A 15731-nucleotide genomic window follows, 5' to 3' on the forward strand; every position below is an offset into this window, starting at 1 on the left:
CCGTGGTCAGACCACGTCGCGCAGTCGCGCCTGGTCGGCGGACTGGCTGGGCACCGACTCGTTCGGCGTCGACTCGTCCACCCAGCGCAGGATCGCGCCGACCCCGTCGACCAGATCGGCGGCACCGTCTGGCACCAGGGTGAGCCCGGCGTCCTGGCCCAGGGCTGCCCGCAGGATGGCGGCGTCGGCGGGCATCGGACGCGCCGACCCCTCCGGTGCACCGAGCGCCGTGAGATCGTCGGCCCGCACCGCCAGCTGCAACGGCTCCGGGCCGACGTAGAGCGTCCGCTCGGCCAGTGCGGAGCCGGGCAGGGTGAGGTCGTCCAGGATCAGCAGCTCGGAGACCTGGCCGCGCTGGAGCACGGTCACCAGGTCCTCCACCGAGGTGACGGCCGCTTCGCCCCGACCCTGCGCGGTGCGGAACCGGTCGACCACGCCCTCGCGCCGACGAGCCCGGTGCGCGAACAGCGCCTCCGACACCCGCTGCTCGAACGCCGCCCGGTTCACCCCGTCCGCGCGCGAACCGCCCTGCACCTCGAACAGCAGCTCACGGACCTGCTGACCGACCGCCTCGCGCAGCAGCGACACCGCCCGGACATCGCCGGTGACCAGCACGATCTCCGGGTGCCGCTCGGCCACCTGCCGGTCCAGGTCGGCGGCCACCGTCTCGGCGTTGCGCTCCCAGGAATCCTCGGCGCGGGTCTGCATCCGCCGGTGCGACCAGCCACCACCCTCCCGGATCTTGTGCAGCACGTCGTGGTCACCCTCGACCACCTCGTGCTCCGGCCGGGCGGAGGTGCCGTCTGACCAGGTGAGGTCCGCACCCTGGCGGTCGATCTCGACCAGCACGAACGTGGTGGCCTGATCCGCCGCCCGCACCGCGGGGGCGAGGGCGGGCACCGCGTCGTAGACGGCACTGGACTGGGCCGGCGGTTCCTTCACGGTGCGGTCGACCACGATCTCCTCGGCATCGGCCACCACCACCCGACCGTGCGGACCTGCCACGCCGTCGGGCCGGGTGACCCGCTCCTCGATCAGGTCGAGCACCGGGTCCGATGCGCCGGCGGATGCCAGCTCACGGCGCAGGGACTTCCAGCGACCGGCCACCTCCGCGTCGCCGGTCGCGTCGGAGCGGGTGGCGTCGAGCAGGACGGTGATGAACGGGCCGGGACGTCCGAGCAGCGGCTTCAGCCAGTGCAGATCCAAGGCAACCTCCAGGTGCGAGCCGTGGGGTCGGCGCACCGAGGCGTCGCCTGCGCTGGCCGACCGTGAAGACCCTCACCACCCTCTGACACCCCGGCGTCACCCGCCACTGGGATCAGGGGGTCAGCGTCCCGCGATCTCCTCGTGGTGCCGGATCACCTCGTCCACGATGAACGCGAGGAACTTCTCCGCGAACACCGGGTCGAGGTCGGACTCGCGGGCCAGGTCGCGCAGCCGCGCCACCTGCCGGGCCTCCCGGCCGGGGTCGGAGGCGGGCAGGCCCAGCTCGGCCTTCAGCGCACCCACCTGCCGGGTCGCCTTGAAGCGCTCGGCCAGGATGTGGATCAGGGCGGCGTCGAAGTTGTCGATGCTGCCGCGCAGCCGCGCCAGCTCGGGCGGCAGCGCCTCGGGAGTGGATCCCACGGGGGCGGCATCGGTCACGGTCGATGCTTCCGGCGCGGGCTCGGTGGCGGGGCTGGACACCTCAGGCACTCTTCTCCCGCGGGGTGCGCTTGGGCGCCTGGCGGGGCACCAGCGTCGGGTTCACGTTCTCCAGCACGACCTCGCGGGTGACGACCACGCGCTCGACGTCGTCGCGGCTCGGCACCTCGAACATCACCTGCTGGAGGACCTCCTCCATGATCGCGCGCAGGCCACGGGCACCGGTGCCGCGCAGCAGCGCCTGGTCGGCGATCGCGGCGACGGCGTCCTCGGTGAACTCCAGCTCCACGCCGTCGATCTCGAACATCCGCTGGTACTGCTTGACCAGGGCGTTGCGCGGCTCGGTGAGGATCTTCACCAGCGCCTCCTGGTCCAGCGGCGACACGGTGGTGATGACCGGGACACGGCCGATGAACTCCGGGATCAGACCGAACTTCAGCAGGTCCTCCGGCATGACCTCGCCGAAGACGTCCTTGTCCTCCGTCGAGTGCAGCGGGGCACCGAAGCCGATCCCCTTGCGCCCGGAGCGGCTGGTGATGATCTCGTCCAGCCCGGCGAAGGCGCCGGCGACGATGAACAGCACGTTGGTGGTGTCGATCTGGATGAACTCCTGGTGCGGGTGCTTGCGACCGCCCTGCGGCGGCACCGACGCCTGGGTGCCCTCGATGATCTTCAGCAGCGCCTGCTGCACGCCCTCACCGGACACGTCACGGGTGATCGACGGGTTCTCGGCCTTGCGGGCGATCTTGTCGATCTCGTCGATGTAGATGATCCCGGTCTCGGCCTTCTTCACGTCGAAGTCGGCGGCCTGGATCAGCTTGAGCAGGATGTTCTCGACGTCCTCACCGACGTACCCGGCCTCGGTCAGCGCCGTGGCGTCGGCGAGCGCGAACGGCACGTTCAGCATCTTCGCCAGGGTCTGCGCCAGGTAGGTCTTGCCACAGCCGGTGGGGCCGATCAGCAGGATGTTGGACTTGGCGATCTCGACGGCGTCGTCGCCGGAGCCGACGCTCAGCGCACCGGAGGCGGCGTTCACGTTGCCGGCCTGGATCCGCTTGTAGTGGTTGTACACCGCGACGGCGAGCGATCGCTTGGCCGGCTCCTGCCCGACGATGTACTGCTCGAGGAAGTCGAAGATCTCCTTCGGCTTGGGCAGCTCGGTCATGCCCAGCTCGGAGGCCTCGGCGCGCTCCTCCTCCATGATCTCGTTGCACAGCTCGATGCACTCGTCGCAGATGTACACGCCCGGGCCGGCGATGAGCTTCTTCACCTGCTTCTGCGACTTGCCGCAGAACGAACACTTGAGCAGGTCGGCGCCGTCTCCGATGCGAGCCATTGTCGTCCTCCCGTGCGCTCTGCCGCGCCGTTGTCAGTCTCGATCGAGCCGTTCCGCCACACCGCGGGCCACCAGCCCGCGAACACCCGATGAACCATTGCACACCACGGCCCGGGTCGGTGTCAGCCGGACACCCCCGGACCTGGCGTGTCGTGCACCGTGCCCCGGATGCCGGAGCACCCGGGGCACGGTGGCGATCACTTCGGCTCGACCGTGGTGGCCTGGACGCCCTTCCGGCTCTCCAGCACCTGGTCCACGATGCCGTACTCCAGCGCCTGCGCGGCGGTCAGGATCTTGTCGCGCTCGATGTCCTGCTTCACCTGCTCCAGCTCACGGCCGGTGTGGTGCGCCAGGGTCGCCTCCAGCCACTCCCGCATCCGGATCAGCTCGTTGGCGTGGATCTCGATATCGGACGCCTGGGCGTAGCCGCCGCCCTCCATCGCGGGCTGGTGGATCAGCACGCGGGCGTTCGGCAGCGCCAGTCGGCGGCCGGGCGAACCGGCGGCCAGCAGCACGGCGGCCGCGGAGGCGGCCTGGCCGAGGCAGACGGTGGCGATCTGCGGCTTGATGTACTGCATCGTGTCGTAGATCGCGGTCAGCGCGGTGAACGAGCCACCGGGCGAGTTGATGTACAGCGTGATCGGCCCGTCCGGGTCGGTGCTCTCCAGCACCAGGAGCTGGGCCATGATGTCGTCCGCGGAGGCGTCGTCCACCTGCACGCCGAGGAAGATGATCCGGTCCTCGAACAGCTTGGTGTACGGGTCCTGGCGCTTGAAGCCGTACGCGGTGCGCTCCTCGAACTGGGGCAGCACGTAACGGGACGACGGCGACTGGGAAGCGGCGCCCCAGCCCCCGGCGAGGCGCCCGGCGCGGGCGATGAACTGCGACTCGGTGCTCACGGGTTCTCCTTCGAAGAAGTCAGGTCTGGGGGTTCAGGCGTTGGTGCCGCCGCCGCCGGCGACCGAGCCGGCGTGGGTGACGACCTTGTCGATGAACCCGTACTCCAGCGCCTCGGGGGCGGTGAACCAGCGGTCACGGTCCGAGTCGGCGGTGATCTGCTCGACGGACTTGCCGGTCTGCTCGGCGATCAGCTCGGCCAGCACGGTCTTCATGTGCAGGATCAGCTGGGCGTTGATCCGGACGTCGGTGGCGGTGCCGCCGATCCCGCCGGAGGGCTGGTGCATCATCACCCGGGCGTGCGGGGTCGCGTAGCGCTTGCCCTTGGCACCCGAGGAGAGCAGGAACTGGCCCATCGAGGCCGCCATGCCCATCGCCACGGTGGCGACGTCCGGCTTGATGAACTGCATGGTGTCGTAGATCGCCATGCCCGCGGTGATCGAGCCACCGGGCGAGTTGATGTACAGGAAGATGTCCTTGTCCGGGTCCTCGGCGGCCAGCAGCATCATCTGCGCGCAGATGGCGTTGGCGTTCTCGTCCCGGACCTCCGACCCCAGCCAGATGATCCGCTCACGCAGGAGCCGGTTGTAGATGGAGTCGTTGAGGCCGAGGCCCCCGGACTCTGCCCGGGCGATGGCCGGCGTCTGGTCGTTCACGAAGGCTCCCTCATGACGTGCGATTGGTGTCGTGCGTTGCAGCGACCCTAACGCCCGGGTCACCTGCGAATCCTCCCGCCGGTGCCCCGTTTCGCTGTTGGCGCACGTGCGCTGCCGTCGGCGGAGACCCGGAATGACACAAGCCCCGCCGCACGAACGTGTGCGACGGGGCTTGGGTACGAGGTGTCAGGCCTCCTGCGTGGCCTCGTCCTCGGCCTGCTCCAGCGCCGCGTCATCCTCGTCCGAACCGATGTACTCGGACAGGTCGACAGCCGCACCCTTGTCGTCGGTGACGGCGATCCGGCGCAGCGCGACCGCGAGGGCCTTGGACCGGGCGACCTCGGCGACCATCGCGGGGATCTGGCCCTGCTGGTCGATGGTCTGGATGAAGGTGTTCGGGTCCATGCCGTACTGGCGGGAGGCCGACACCAGGTAGTCGATCAGCTCGCCCTGGGCGACCTTGACCTCGAGCTTCTCGGCCAGGGTGTCCAGCAGGATCTGGTTGCGCAGGGCGGTCTCGGCCTGCTCCTTCACCTCGGCGCGGTGGGTGTCGTCGTCCAGACGGCCCTCCTGCTCCAGGTGACGGTGGACCTCGGCCTCGACGGCACCGGACGGCACCGGGATCTCGACCTTCGCCACCAGCTGCTCCAGCAGCAGGTCACGGGCCTGCACGGCCTGGTTCTGGCCCTTGATCCGGCCGGCCTGCTCGCGCAGGTCGTCGGTCAGCTCGGCGATGGTGTCGAACTCGGACGCCATCTGGGCGAAGTCGTCGTCGGCCTCGGGCAGGTCGCGCTGCTTGACCTGGGACGCGGTGACGGTGACCTGAGCCTTCTCGCCGGCGTGCTCGCCGCCGACCAGCTCGGTCTCGAAGGTGGTGGTCTCACCGGCGGACAGACCGGTCAGCGCCTCGTCCAGACCCTCCAGCATGTTGCCGGAACCGATCTGGTAGGAGATGCCGGAGACGGTGTCGACCTCCTCGTCGCCGATCTTGGCGACCAGGTCGATCACGACGAAGTCCTTGTCGGCGGCCGGGCGGTCGACGCCGACCAGGGTGCCGAAGCGCTCGCGCAGCTGGTCCAGCCGACCCTGCACGTCCTCCTCGGAGACCTCCAGGCCGTCGACCGAGATGCTCAGGCCGTCCAGCTCAGGGATCTCGATCTCCGGGCGAACCTCGACCTCGGCGGTGAAGACCAGGTCGCCCTCGTCACCGGCGGTCAGGCCGGGAACCTTGGTGACGTCGATCTCCGGCTGGCCCAGCGGCCGCAGGCTGTTGTCGCGGACGGCCGAGGCGTAGAACTCGGACAGACCGTCGTTGACGGCGTGCTCCATCACGGCCGGACGACCCACGCGCTGGTCGATGATGCGCGGCGGCACCTTGCCCTTGCGGAAGCCGGGGATGTTCACCTGCTCCGCGATGTGCGAGTAGGCGTGGTCGATGCTCGGCTTGAGCTCGTCGTACGACACCTCGATGGTCAGCTTGACCTTGGTGGGCTCCAGGGTCTCGACGGCGCTCTTCACTTCGATGATCTCCAACTGATCGGACGGTCGATGGCCGGGCCGACCCGATCATGGGCCAGCACCCTGCGCGCGGGCATGACTGATCGCGCGCGACGGCTGACCGAGCCTACGCCACGGGGCGGCGGCGGGGCCAAACAGTGTGGGCCGCCGATCACGGGCCGGGCGCTCGGCCGTCCTCGGGGCGGGGGTCGGCTCAGCGCCGGAACGGCCACCACCGGTGGGGCCGCGCGGCCGGGCCTTCCTGCGCGTCCGCGGCGGGCCAGGATCGGGGCGCGGCGGCAGCACGCACCTGGTCGAAGGTGGTGACGAACCGGCGGAGCTCGGCCTCGTACTCCCGACGGTCGAAGGTCATCGCCGGGACGGCCAGGCGCACGGGGTCGTCGTCGGCTCCACCGAGGTCGTCCCAGCCGAAGTCCCGCCAGATCACGGTGTCGCGGGCCCGGTACACCGCCACGGTGATCGCACCGCAGCCGAGGTCGCCGCAGTCCGGGCACACGTACAGCGGCACGCGACCGGCAACCTGGGGTGCTCGCTCCCCCAGCAGCACCAGCACGTCATCGGGCAGCCCGCCGGGCCAGTCGTGCACCAACACCGGGACGTACGCACCGACCTCACCGGCGGCGGGATCCTCGCCGGCCGCGTCGAGCACCTCACGCAGGGGGCGCCCGTTGATCACCGGTTCCCAGAAGCGCAATGCGTGGGTGGGCGACTCCCCGGCGACGAACCGCAGATGGTCGAGCACACCGGTACCCCTGTCCGATCAGACGAGTCGGGATGGCGGGATTCGAACCCACGACCTTCCGCTCCCAAAGCGGACGCGCTACCAACCTGCGCCACATCCCGTGCGGGGGCGAGTCTACTGGTGCACGGACCAGCGGCGGGACCCGGTATGGTGGTCAGGCGATCCGGGAGCGACCCGGATCCGCGCGGATGTAGCTCAATGGTAGAGCCTCAGTCTTCCAAACTGATTACGCGGGTTCGATTCCCGTCATCCGCTCCCTGGTCCCGGGTCCCGGCCCGTGCGGACGTCCTAGGCTTCCTGCCATGACAGTCACCCGCGACGCCGCAGTCGCCCAGCCCGACCCCACCGACCCGCGTTCGGAGTACGAGCGGCTGTTGGCCGGTGACTGGTACCGCTACCGCCTCTCCCCCGAGCTGGGCGAGATCACGGCCGCCGGGCACGAGGCGTCGCGCCGGATCGCGGAGCTGTACCGCGAGGACCCGACGGCCGGGCTGGCGTTGCTGCGTGAGACGGTCGGGTCGTTCGGCGAGGGGGCCGACTTCCGGCCGCCGTTCTACGTCGAGTACGGCCCGCACCTGAGCATCGGCGACCGCAGCTTCATCAACACCGGGTTCCTGGTGATCGGCGGCGGGCGGGTGACCATCGGCGCGGATGTGCTGGTCGGGCCGGACGCCCGGTTCTACACCTCGAACCACCCGACGGATCCGGCGCTGCGGCGCGAGGGCTGGGAGCGGGCGCTGCCGATCACCGTGGGCGACAACGTGTGGTTCGGCGGCAGCGTCGTGGTCTGCCCGGGCGTGACCATCGGCGCCGACAGCGTGATCGCGGCCGGGGCGGTGGTGACCAAGGACGTCCCGGCGGGCGTGGTCGTGGGCGGCAACCCGGCCCGGGTGATCCGGGAGGTCTGAGCCAGCGGCGGTTGCACGGCGTCGACCGTGCCTGCTGCGTCAGCTGCGTTCGACCCAGTCGGCGACGGCCTCCAGGTACGCACGCCGGGCGGGTTCCGCCGACAGGGCGAGGTCGTGGGCACCGCCGTCGATCACCTCGACCGTCACGTCCTCGCCCAGGTTCGGCGCGAGCCGCCACATGTCGGCGACGTCGAGCACCGAGTCCGTGCTGAGCAGGTGCTCGTGCCACCGGTCGTCCGGACCGGTGCTGTCCGAGGTGAGCAGCAGGATCGGCACGTCGACCGCGAGACCACGACGGACGGCCGCCTGACCACGGCGCACCGCCCGCACGAAGGACGCCCGGGCCGGGAACGCGGTGTGCGGCTTCCAGGCCAGGTCGTAGCCCCACTGCGCGTGCAGTGCCTCGCCGTAGTGCGGGGCGAGGCGGCGCAGCGGCAGATCCGGGGCGAGCAGACCGAGCACGTCGATCACCCCGGTCAGGACGGTGCGTTCGACGGCGGTGCCGCGTAGGTCGAGCCACGGGCTGTTCAGCACCAGGGCGTCGATCAGCCCGGTGCCCCGGCGCGCGTCGGCCCACAGCGCGGCGATCAGGCCGCCGGTGGAGTGGCCGAGCAGCACGACCCGGCGGTGCCGACGGCGCAGCAGGTGGACGGCGGTGTCGATCTCCTCGGCGTACACCCCCAGCGACCGGGTGGTGTTCGGCCGACGTCCGGGCCGGATGGAGCGGCCGTAGTCGCGCAGGTCGAGCGCATAGAGGTCGATCCCCCGTGCGGCCAGCGCCTCGGCCACGTGGGTGTGGAAGAAGTAGTCGACGAAGCCGTGCAGGTAGAGCACCGCCGGACGATCGGGGTCCTGCCCCGCGTCGCGGTGGTGCACCAGGGTGGCGACCGGATCCGGGCGGCCGGGCAGGTCGGGGCGCAGCGGCAGGGTGCGCCGCCGCCAGTCGGGTCCCAGGACGTCGATGTCGGTCACCGGGGCATCGTGGCACGTCCGGGTGCCGGGGACAGCAGCGGAACAGCGGCGCGATCAGGACCGGGCGCCCCACGGTGGACGGGTGCGGCGGGTTCGGGCATGTTTGTCGGGGTCAGGCTGTTACGGCTACCGTCAGCTCGGCCGATCCGGTCGAGATCGCCGCGGAACCCGAGGGGAGCACACGATGTCGTCGTCGCCCCTGCTCGCCGTTCCCGCCGTCGCCTGTCGCTGTCGCTAGAGCGCTGGCCGCCGCCCGCGGTGGGGTCGTCGTGACCCCGGGCCAGCGCTCGCCCCGTCCCCGCACCTTCTCCCAGACAGGACGATGACATGGCACGCATCTACGACGACGCGACCCAGCTGATCGGCAACACCCCGCTGGTCCGGATCAACAAGCTGACCGAGGGCCTGGGCGCCACGGTGGTCGGCAAGTTGGAGTTCTACAACCCGGCGAACTCGGTGAAGGACCGGATCGGCGTCGCGATCGTCGATGCCGCCGAGGCCTCGGGTCAGCTGCAGCCCGGCGGGACCATCGTCGAGGCGACCAGCGGCAACACCGGCATCGCCCTGGCCTTCGTCGGTGCCGCGCGCGGGTACGACGTCGTGCTGACCATGCCCGAGTCGATGTCCAAGGAGCGGCGCGCGCTGCTGCGGGCCTTCGGCGCCGAGCTGATCCTGACCCCGGCGGCCGAGGGGATGAAGGGGGCGGTGAACCGGGCGAACGAGGTCGTCGAGGAGCGCCCCGGCGCCATCCTGGCCCGCCAGTTCGCCAACGAGGCCAACCCGGCGATCCACCGCAAGACCACCGCCGAGGAGATCTGGAACGACACCGACGGCGCCGTCGACATCCTGGCCGCCGGGATCGGCACCGGCGGCACCATCACCGGTGTCGGCCAGGTGCTCAAGGAGCGCAAGCCGTCGGTGCAGATCGTCGGGGTGGAGCCCGCCGAGTCGCCGATCCTGAACGGCGGGCAGCCCGGGCCGCACAAGATCCAGGGCATCGGGGCGAACTTCGTGCCGGAGATCCTGGACACCTCGATCTACGACGAGATCATCGACGTCGACGCGGACACCGCGGTGAAGGTCGCCCGGCAGGCGGCCACCGACGAGGGCCTGCTGGTCGGCATCTCCTCCGGGGCCGCCCTGCACGCGGCGATCGAGCTGGCGAAGCGACCGGAGAACGCCGGGAAGCTGATCGTCACGATCATCCCGTCCTTCGGTGAGCGCTACCTGTCCACCATCCTCTACGCCGACCTGCTGGACTGACCCGGATGACCTCGACCCGTTCGCACGCCCCGTTGCGTCGATTCCTGCGCACGTTGCGTGAGGACCTGGAGACCGCCCGCCGACGTGACCCGGCGGCGCGGTCCCTGGTCGAGGTCGCCCTGGTGTACCCGGGCCTGCACGCGGTGTGGGCGCACCGGGTGGCGCACCGGATGTGGCTGGTGCCGGGCCTGCGACTGCCGGCCCGGCTCCTGGCCCATGTCTCCCGCGCCGTCACCGGGGTGGAGATCCACCCCGGGGCGACCATCGGGCGGCGCCTGTTCATCGATCACGGCATGGGCGTGGTGATCGGGGAGACGGCGGTGGTCGGCGACGACGTGCTGCTGTTCCACGGGGCGACCCTGGGCGGCAAGTCGATGCGCCAGGGCAAGCGGCATCCGACTGTCGGCGACCGCGTGGTGGTGGGTGCCGGGGCGAAGGTGCTGGGTGCGGTCTGGATCGGTGACGGGGCGCAGATCGGTGCGAATGCTGTCGTGCTCAAGGATGTGCCGCCGGGCGAGGTCGCGGTCGGCGTGCCGGCGACGGTGCGTCGCAAGCCTGCCGCCGCGCCCCCGGAACCGGAGATCGACGACCCGGCGATCTACATCTGACTCACTCGGCTGCCCCGGCCGTCCCCTCGCTCCAGGTGCGGGCACCGATCTCCGGACGATTGGTCCAGGGCTCGGCGAGCAGCGGCGAGGAGATCAGCATGTCGGCGGTGGCCCGGTTGCTGGCCATCGGGACGTTCCAGACCGCGCCGATCCGCAGCAGCGCCTTGACGTCGGGGTCGTGCGGCTGCGGCTCCAGCGGGTCCCAGAAGAACACCAGCATGTCGATCAGACCCTCGGCGATCTTCGCCCCGATCTGCTGGTCGCCACCCACCGGGCCGGACAGCAGCCGGGTCACGGGCAGGCCGAGCTCGTACTCCAGCATGGTGCCGGTGGTGCCGGTGGCGTACAGGTGGTGGCGGGACAGGGTCCCGCGGTTGAACTCGGCCCAGCGCAGCAGCTCGACCTTCTTGTTGTCGTGGGCCACCAGGGCGATGTGATGCACGGCTGAGGACATGGGCTCAGCGTAGATCGCCCCGCCAATTGTTCTAGTTCTCATGGAACAACTAGAGTGCTGCCATGTTGTTCAGGATCGACCCCACCGCCGACGAGCCGCTGTTCGCCCAGCTGGCCGGGCAGGTGCGTGCCGCGGTGATCGGCGGCGACCTCTCCCCCGGCACCCGACTGCCCTCCGCCCGGGAGCTCGCCGGGTCCCTGGACGTGAACCTGCACACCGTGCTGCACGCCTACCAGGAGCTGCGGGACGAAGGGCTGATCGAGCTGCGGCGCGGCCGGGGCGCGGTGGTCGCCGAGCGGGGCGACCAGGACTTCGGTGCGCTCCGGGAGGCCCTGGACGCCCTGGCGACGGCCGCCGACGACCTCGGACTCGCCACCGCCACCACACTGGGTCTGGTGCGTGCGCGCCTGGCCAGGACGGAGACCCGATGAACCACCGGCTGTCGACCACGCTGCTCGCCCTGCTGCCCTCCGCAGCCCTGCTCACCGCCGCTGGGCTGGTGTCCTGGTCGTGGCGGGACGATCTGCCCGACCCGGTGGCGACCCACTTCGGCGCGGACGGGGCCGACGGCTTCGGCTCGTTCGGCGGCTTTGTCGGCGTGCTGCTCGCGGTGTTCGGCGCGGTGGCGGTGATCGGCTGGCTGATCGCCCTGCTGCGCGGCCAGTCGTCGATCACCCGGCGGATCGGGGTCGGGGTCGCCGTCGGGGCCAGTGCCTTCGGCGCGTCGAACCTGCTCGGCACCCTGAACGCCAGTCGCGGACTCTCCGACGCCACGCAGGTCGGCGCCGTCGACGGGGTGATCGCGGTGAGCACCCTGGCCGGGCTGGCACTCGGCGCACTGGCGGCGTGGGCGGTGCCGGGCGACCGACCCGTCCCTGCCCGCGGCTCGATCTCCGGCCCCCGCCTCCCGCTGTCCAGCCACGAACGCGCCGTCTGGAGCCAGCAGGTGAGCAGCCCAGTAGGGCTGGGGGTCGGCGGCGTGACCACCGTGGGCATGCTGGTGCTGGCGGTCGTGCTGCGGATGCCCGCGCTGATCCTGATCGGCGCGCTCCTGGCGGCCCTGCTCGCCACGATGCTGGTGTTCCGGGTGACGGTCGACGCGACCGGGCTGCGCCTGCGTTCGGCACTGGGCTGGCCGCGGACCCACGTCCCGGCCACCGAGATCGTCGGGGTCGAGGTGGCGCAGGTCAGCCCGTTCCGGGAGTTCGGCGGCTGGGGCGTCCGGGTGGGACGCGGCGGCGAGGTCGGGTGGGTGCTGCGCGCCGGGGAGGCCATCCGGGTGCTGCGCACCGGCGGGCGCGACCTGGTGGTGACCGTGCCGGATGCCGCGACCGGGGCGGCGCTGCTGACCACACTGGCGGAGCGGGCCCAGGACACCGACGGGCCCACACCGCGCACCTGAGCCGTGCTGCCTGCCGCCCGGGTCGACGTGGCGCGGCCCACCGGGCAGCATGGCGCCGTCGACGATGACGGGAGCAGGGGCATGCGCATCGGATTCCACACCGGCTACTGGTCGGCGGGTCCACCGCCCGGCGTCGCGGAGGCGGTCCAGCAGTGCGACCGGCTCGGCATCGACTCGGTGTGGACCGCCGAGGCCTACGGCTCCGACGCCTTCACCCCGCTCGCCTGGTGGGGCGCGACCACCAGCACGGTCCGCCTCGGCACCGCCGTGGCCCAGATCGCCGCCCGTACCCCCACCGCCACCGCGATGGCGGCGCTCACGCTGGACCACCTCTCCGGCGGGCGCTTCACCCTGGGCCTCGGGGTCTCCGGCCCGCAGGTGGTCGAGGGCTGGTACGGCGCCCCGTACCCCCGACCGCTGGCCCGGACCCGGGAGTTCGTGGCGATCGTGCGGGACGTGCTGCGCCGGGAGGCACCGGTGCGCGCGGACGGGGCGTTCTACCGGCTCCCACTGCCGGAGGGCGAGGGGATGGGGCTGGGCAAGGCACTGCGGTCGACGGTGCATCCGCTGCGGGCGGACCTGCCGATCCACCTCGCGGCCGAGGGCCCGAAGAACATCGCGCTGACCGCGGAGATCGCCGACGGCTGGCTGCCGCTGTTCTACACCCCGCGACTGGACGAGGAGTTCCGCGAGCTGCTCGCGGAGGGATTCACCCGGCGGGCGGCCGGGGCCTGCGACCCGGCGCGGTTCGAGGTGTCCGCGACGGTGCCGGTGTCCGTCGGCACGGACGTGGAGTCGGCCGCCGACCGGATCCGCCCGTTCGTGGCGCTCTATGCCGGGGGCATGGGGGCGAAGGGGGCGAACTACCACGCGAACGCGCTCGCCCGGCTGGGCTACGCGGATGCCTGCGCCGAGATCCAGGCGCACTGGGCGGCCGGGGACCGCTCACGCGCGGCCGCGGCGGTGCCGACCGAGCTGGTGCTGGACGTGGCGCTGGTCGGCACGGCGACCGACATCGCCCGGCTAGCGGCAGCGTGGCAGCGCACCGCCGTCACCACGATGGTGTTGCAGTGCGCGCCGGCTGACCTTCCCGCGGTGGCGGAGGCGCTGGGCGCCCACGGCTGAACTCGTGGGCCGCTGACCGCTGACCGGCACCCGGCAGGCGATCGTCCCAGCCAGTAAGACGACCCGTCTCAAGCCTTGCCCACCCCTTCCGCGCGCCGCTAGGTTTCCCACATCCCGAGGCGTGAGCGTCACGTCTCAGTGGTCAAGACGCGAAGGAGGCAGCCGTGCGAATGTGCGCCGTGCTCCCCTGTCGCTGTCCGCGCTGTCACGCCTGAGGTAGTTCCTCCGCGGCCCCGCGCCGCCCGCGTCGACCCGCCCACCACCGCCTCGCCGACGGTCCTCCGCCGTCGTCCCAGCCCCGGGATGCCCCCTGATGAGCCACACCCCCTCTGCCCTGCCGGTCGGTCTGCGCGACGTGCGCCGCAGCTTCCCCGGGCCGGACGGCGCGCGCACCGTCCTGGACCGGGTCGACCTGGACATCGCGGCCGGTGAGATCGTCGCGGTGATCGGCGCCTCCGGCTGCGGCAAGTCCACCCTGCTGCGTCAGGTCGCCGGGCTGGACACCCCGGACGGCGGCACGATCACCCTGGCCGACACCCCGGTCGGGGGCCTGGACCCGCGCACGGCCGTCGCCTTCCAGGAGCCACGCCTACTGCCGTGGCGCACCATCGCGCGCAATGTCGCCCTGGGGCTGCCCCGCGGCACCGGCCGCTCGGCGGGCGCGGAGCAGGTGGCCCGGCTGCTGGAGCTGGTCGGGCTGGAGTCCTCGGCGCGGCTGCGCCCCCGGCAGGTGTCCGGCGGCATGGCGCAGCGGGCGTCCCTGGCGCGGGCGCTCGCCCGCCGTCCGGGTGTCCTGCTGCTGGACGAGCCGTTCGGCGCACTGGACGCGCTGACCCGACTGCGGATGCAGGACCTGCTGCTGGCGGTGCACGCGGCGAACCCGGTGACCGTCCTGCTGGTCACCCACGACGTGGACGAGGCGCTCTACCTGGCCGACCGGGTGGTGCTGCTCGGCGCCCCCACCGATGAGACCGGGTCGGTGCGCCGGGTGCTGACGGTGCCGGGTGACCGGCCACGGGACCGCGCCGACCGACACCTGGCCGAACTGCGCGCCGAGCTGCTGGACGGCCTCGGCGTGCCCACCCACCACCACGATCCCGACCTGCACCACTCGATCTGACCCTCCCCCTCCCCCCGATCCGGAGACCGACGATGACCGCACGCACCTTCCGACTGGCCCTGGCCGCCACCTCCCTCGCCGCCACCCTGGCCGTCGCCGGCTGCGTTTCCGGTGAGGGCAGCGCCGCCGAACCCGCCGCCGACCCCGCGGCCTCCGGCTCCGGCTCCGACTGGAGCGCCGACACGCTGACGCTCGATTTCGCCACGTACAACCCGCTCAGCCTGGTGATCAAGGACCAGGGCTGGATCGAGGACACCCTGGGCGACGACGTGGACGTGGAGTGGGTGCAGTCCGCCGGGTCCAACAAGGCCAACGAGGCGCTGCGGGGCGGGGCGATCGACGTCGGCTCCACCGCCGGGTCGGCGGCACTGCTGGCCCGCGCCAACGGATCGCCCATCCGCACCATCGACATCTACTCCCAGCCGGAGTGGTCGGCCCTGGTGGTCCCGGCCGGGTCGGACATCACCAGCGTGCAGGACCTGGCGGGCAAGTCCGTCGCCGCGACCAAGGGCACCGACCCGTACTTCTTCCTGCTGCAGGCCCTGGACGAGGCCGGGGTGGACCCCGCCGACGTCGAGGTGCAGAACCTCCAGCACGCGGACGGCAAGGCGGCGCTGGAGAACGGGTCGGTGGACGCCTGGTCCGGCCTCGACCCGCTGATGGCCGCCTCCCAGGCGCAGGCCGGGTCGACGCTGCTGTACCGGAACGTGGACTTCAACACCTACGGCTTCCTGAACGCGACCCAGGACTTCCTGGACACCAGCCCGGACCTGGCGCAGGTCGTGGTGGACGCCTACGAGAAGGCGCGTGCCTGGGCGCAGGAGAACCCGGAGCAGGTGGTGTCGATCCTGGCCGAGGTCGCGGGCATCGACCCCGCGGTGGCCGAGACCGTGATCACCGAGCGCACCGGGCTGGACATCGACCCGGTCCCGGGTGCGGCGCAGCGCGAAGTGCTCTCCGTGGTCGGACCGATCCTGGTCGAGTCCGGTGACGTCGCCAGCCAGGGGGATGTCGACGCCGCGCTGGACGAGCTGTTCGAGCCGACCTACGCCGAGGCCGCCGACCCGAGCACCATCGCGGGCTGAC

At 71.7% G+C, this 15731-nt stretch carries 17 protein-coding genes and 2 tRNA genes; 9 read left to right on the top strand and 10 right to left on the bottom strand.

All coding sequences use genetic code 11. The features are described 5' to 3' along the window. Positions 1–6 precede the first annotated feature (6 nt). The 8 genes from HGK68_RS10685 to HGK68_RS10720 form a co-directional block, all read right to left on the bottom strand. Positions 7–1206 (bottom strand): baeRF2 domain-containing protein, encoded by a 1200-nt coding sequence (locus tag HGK68_RS10685; protein WP_169165947.1) that lies wholly within the window; start codon positions 1204–1206, stop codon positions 7–9. 120 nt (positions 1207–1326) lie between these two features. Beyond that, the gene (locus tag HGK68_RS10690; RefSeq protein WP_169167074.1) at positions 1327–1644 is read right to left on the bottom strand and encodes a chorismate mutase; all 318 of its coding nucleotides are present in this window, start codon (positions 1642–1644) and stop codon (positions 1327–1329) included. 43 nt (positions 1645–1687) lie between these two features. After that, entirely contained in the window at positions 1688–2980 is a 1293-nt protein-coding gene (clpX, locus tag HGK68_RS10695) for an ATP-dependent Clp protease ATP-binding subunit ClpX (protein WP_169165948.1), read from the bottom strand. A gap of 197 nt (positions 2981–3177) precedes the next feature. Then, positions 3178–3879 (bottom strand): ATP-dependent Clp protease proteolytic subunit, encoded by a 702-nt coding sequence (locus tag HGK68_RS10700; RefSeq protein ID WP_281358346.1) that lies wholly within the window; start codon positions 3877–3879, stop codon positions 3178–3180. A gap of 33 nt (positions 3880–3912) precedes the next feature. Beyond that, positions 3913–4533, bottom strand: a complete 621-nt coding sequence (locus tag HGK68_RS10705; RefSeq protein ID WP_169165949.1) for an ATP-dependent Clp protease proteolytic subunit — start codon at positions 4531–4533, stop codon at positions 3913–3915. 186 nt (positions 4534–4719) lie between these two features. Next, positions 4720–6051 carry a trigger factor gene (tig, locus tag HGK68_RS10710; RefSeq protein WP_169167076.1) on the bottom strand — a complete coding sequence of 444 codons (1332 nt, stop codon included), beginning with the start codon at positions 6049–6051 and terminating at the stop codon, positions 4720–4722. A 193-nt stretch (positions 6052–6244) separates the two neighbouring features. After that, entirely contained in the window at positions 6245–6793 is a 549-nt protein-coding gene (locus HGK68_RS10715) for a hypothetical protein (protein ID WP_169165950.1), read from the bottom strand. Positions 6794–6820: 27 nt separating this feature from the next. Next, positions 6821–6894: transfer RNA gene (locus HGK68_RS10720), tRNA-Pro, on the bottom strand. Positions 6895–6977: 83 nt separating this feature from the next. Between HGK68_RS10720 and HGK68_RS10725 the strand changes: the two genes are divergently transcribed. Continuing rightward, positions 6978–7048: transfer RNA gene (locus HGK68_RS10725), tRNA-Gly, on the top strand. Positions 7049–7095: 47 nt separating this feature from the next. Then, positions 7096–7701, top strand: coding sequence for a sugar O-acetyltransferase (locus HGK68_RS10730; RefSeq protein WP_169165951.1), 606 nt, complete (start codon positions 7096–7098; stop codon positions 7699–7701). A gap of 39 nt (positions 7702–7740) precedes the next feature. On the opposite strand, the gene HGK68_RS10735 is transcribed toward HGK68_RS10730, so the two are convergent. Further along, on the bottom strand, positions 7741–8673 hold the full coding sequence (locus tag HGK68_RS10735) for an alpha/beta hydrolase (protein ID WP_169165952.1): 933 nt from the start codon (positions 8671–8673) through the stop codon (positions 7741–7743). A 327-nt stretch (positions 8674–9000) separates the two neighbouring features. Between HGK68_RS10735 and cysK the strand changes: the two genes are divergently transcribed. Together cysK and epsC are read left to right on the top strand one after the other, a co-directional pair. Then, positions 9001–9936: a cysteine synthase A gene (gene cysK / locus HGK68_RS10740; protein ID WP_169165953.1), complete on the top strand. Its 936-nt coding sequence runs from the start codon at positions 9001–9003 to the stop codon at positions 9934–9936. A gap of 5 nt (positions 9937–9941) precedes the next feature. After that, positions 9942–10544: a serine O-acetyltransferase EpsC gene (gene epsC, locus HGK68_RS10745; RefSeq protein WP_169165954.1), complete on the top strand. Its 603-nt coding sequence runs from the start codon at positions 9942–9944 to the stop codon at positions 10542–10544. A gap of 1 nt (position 10545) precedes the next feature. Here the strand turns inward: epsC and HGK68_RS10750 are convergent, their stop codons facing one another. Beyond that, a complete protein-coding gene (locus tag HGK68_RS10750; protein WP_169165955.1) occupies positions 10546–10998 on the bottom strand; it encodes a methylglyoxal synthase in 453 nt (150 codons plus the stop codon). Positions 10999–11060: 62 nt separating this feature from the next. Between HGK68_RS10750 and HGK68_RS10755 the strand changes: the two genes are divergently transcribed. From HGK68_RS10755 to HGK68_RS10775, 5 genes are all read left to right on the top strand, one after another. After that, a complete protein-coding gene (locus HGK68_RS10755) occupies positions 11061–11429 on the top strand; it encodes a GntR family transcriptional regulator (RefSeq protein WP_169165956.1) in 369 nt (122 codons plus the stop codon). Continuing rightward, the gene (locus HGK68_RS10760; protein ID WP_169165957.1) at positions 11426–12400 is read left to right on the top strand and encodes a DUF1648 domain-containing protein; all 975 of its coding nucleotides are present in this window, start codon (positions 11426–11428) and stop codon (positions 12398–12400) included. The genes HGK68_RS10755 and HGK68_RS10760 overlap by 4 nt, the downstream gene beginning before the upstream one ends. Positions 12401–12481: 81 nt before the next feature. Further along, positions 12482–13525 (top strand): LLM class F420-dependent oxidoreductase, encoded by a 1044-nt coding sequence (locus HGK68_RS10765; RefSeq protein ID WP_169165958.1) that lies wholly within the window; start codon positions 12482–12484, stop codon positions 13523–13525. A gap of 313 nt (positions 13526–13838) precedes the next feature. Next, positions 13839–14645 carry an ABC transporter ATP-binding protein gene (locus tag HGK68_RS10770; protein WP_169165959.1) on the top strand — a complete coding sequence of 269 codons (807 nt, stop codon included), beginning with the start codon at positions 13839–13841 and terminating at the stop codon, positions 14643–14645. Between the two features lie 32 nt (positions 14646–14677). After that, positions 14678–15730, top strand: coding sequence for an aliphatic sulfonate ABC transporter substrate-binding protein (locus HGK68_RS10775; RefSeq protein ID WP_169165960.1), 1053 nt, complete (start codon positions 14678–14680; stop codon positions 15728–15730). Position 15731 lies beyond the last annotated feature (1 nt).

Origin of the sequence: Cellulomonas taurus (genome assembly GCF_012931845.1) — a bacterium.
GTDB lineage: Bacteria > Actinomycetota > Actinomycetes > Actinomycetales > Cellulomonadaceae > Cellulomonas > Cellulomonas taurus.

What these genes read in the sequence shown, in the direction of transcription:
- clpX (WP_169165948.1), bottom strand. Translation starts at nt 2,980, where the DNA reads ATGGCTCGCATCGGAGACGGCGCCGACCTGCTCAAGTGTTCGTTCTGC.
- HGK68_RS10730 (WP_169165951.1), top strand. Translation starts at nt 7,096, where the DNA reads ATGACAGTCACCCGCGACGCCGCAGTCGCCCAGCCCGACCCCACCGAC.
- cysK (WP_169165953.1), top strand. Translation starts at nt 9,001, where the DNA reads ATGGCACGCATCTACGACGACGCGACCCAGCTGATCGGCAACACCCCG.
- epsC (WP_169165954.1), top strand. Translation starts at nt 9,942, where the DNA reads ATGACCTCGACCCGTTCGCACGCCCCGTTGCGTCGATTCCTGCGCACG.
- HGK68_RS10750 (WP_169165955.1), bottom strand. Translation starts at nt 10,998, where the DNA reads ATGTCCTCAGCCGTGCATCACATCGCCCTGGTGGCCCACGACAACAAG.
- HGK68_RS10755 (WP_169165956.1), top strand. Translation starts at nt 11,061, where the DNA reads ATGTTGTTCAGGATCGACCCCACCGCCGACGAGCCGCTGTTCGCCCAG.
- HGK68_RS10760 (WP_169165957.1), top strand. Translation starts at nt 11,426, where the DNA reads ATGAACCACCGGCTGTCGACCACGCTGCTCGCCCTGCTGCCCTCCGCA.
- HGK68_RS10765 (WP_169165958.1), top strand. Translation starts at nt 12,482, where the DNA reads ATGCGCATCGGATTCCACACCGGCTACTGGTCGGCGGGTCCACCGCCC.
- HGK68_RS10770 (WP_169165959.1), top strand. Translation starts at nt 13,839, where the DNA reads ATGAGCCACACCCCCTCTGCCCTGCCGGTCGGTCTGCGCGACGTGCGC.
- HGK68_RS10775 (WP_169165960.1), top strand. Translation starts at nt 14,678, where the DNA reads ATGACCGCACGCACCTTCCGACTGGCCCTGGCCGCCACCTCCCTCGCC.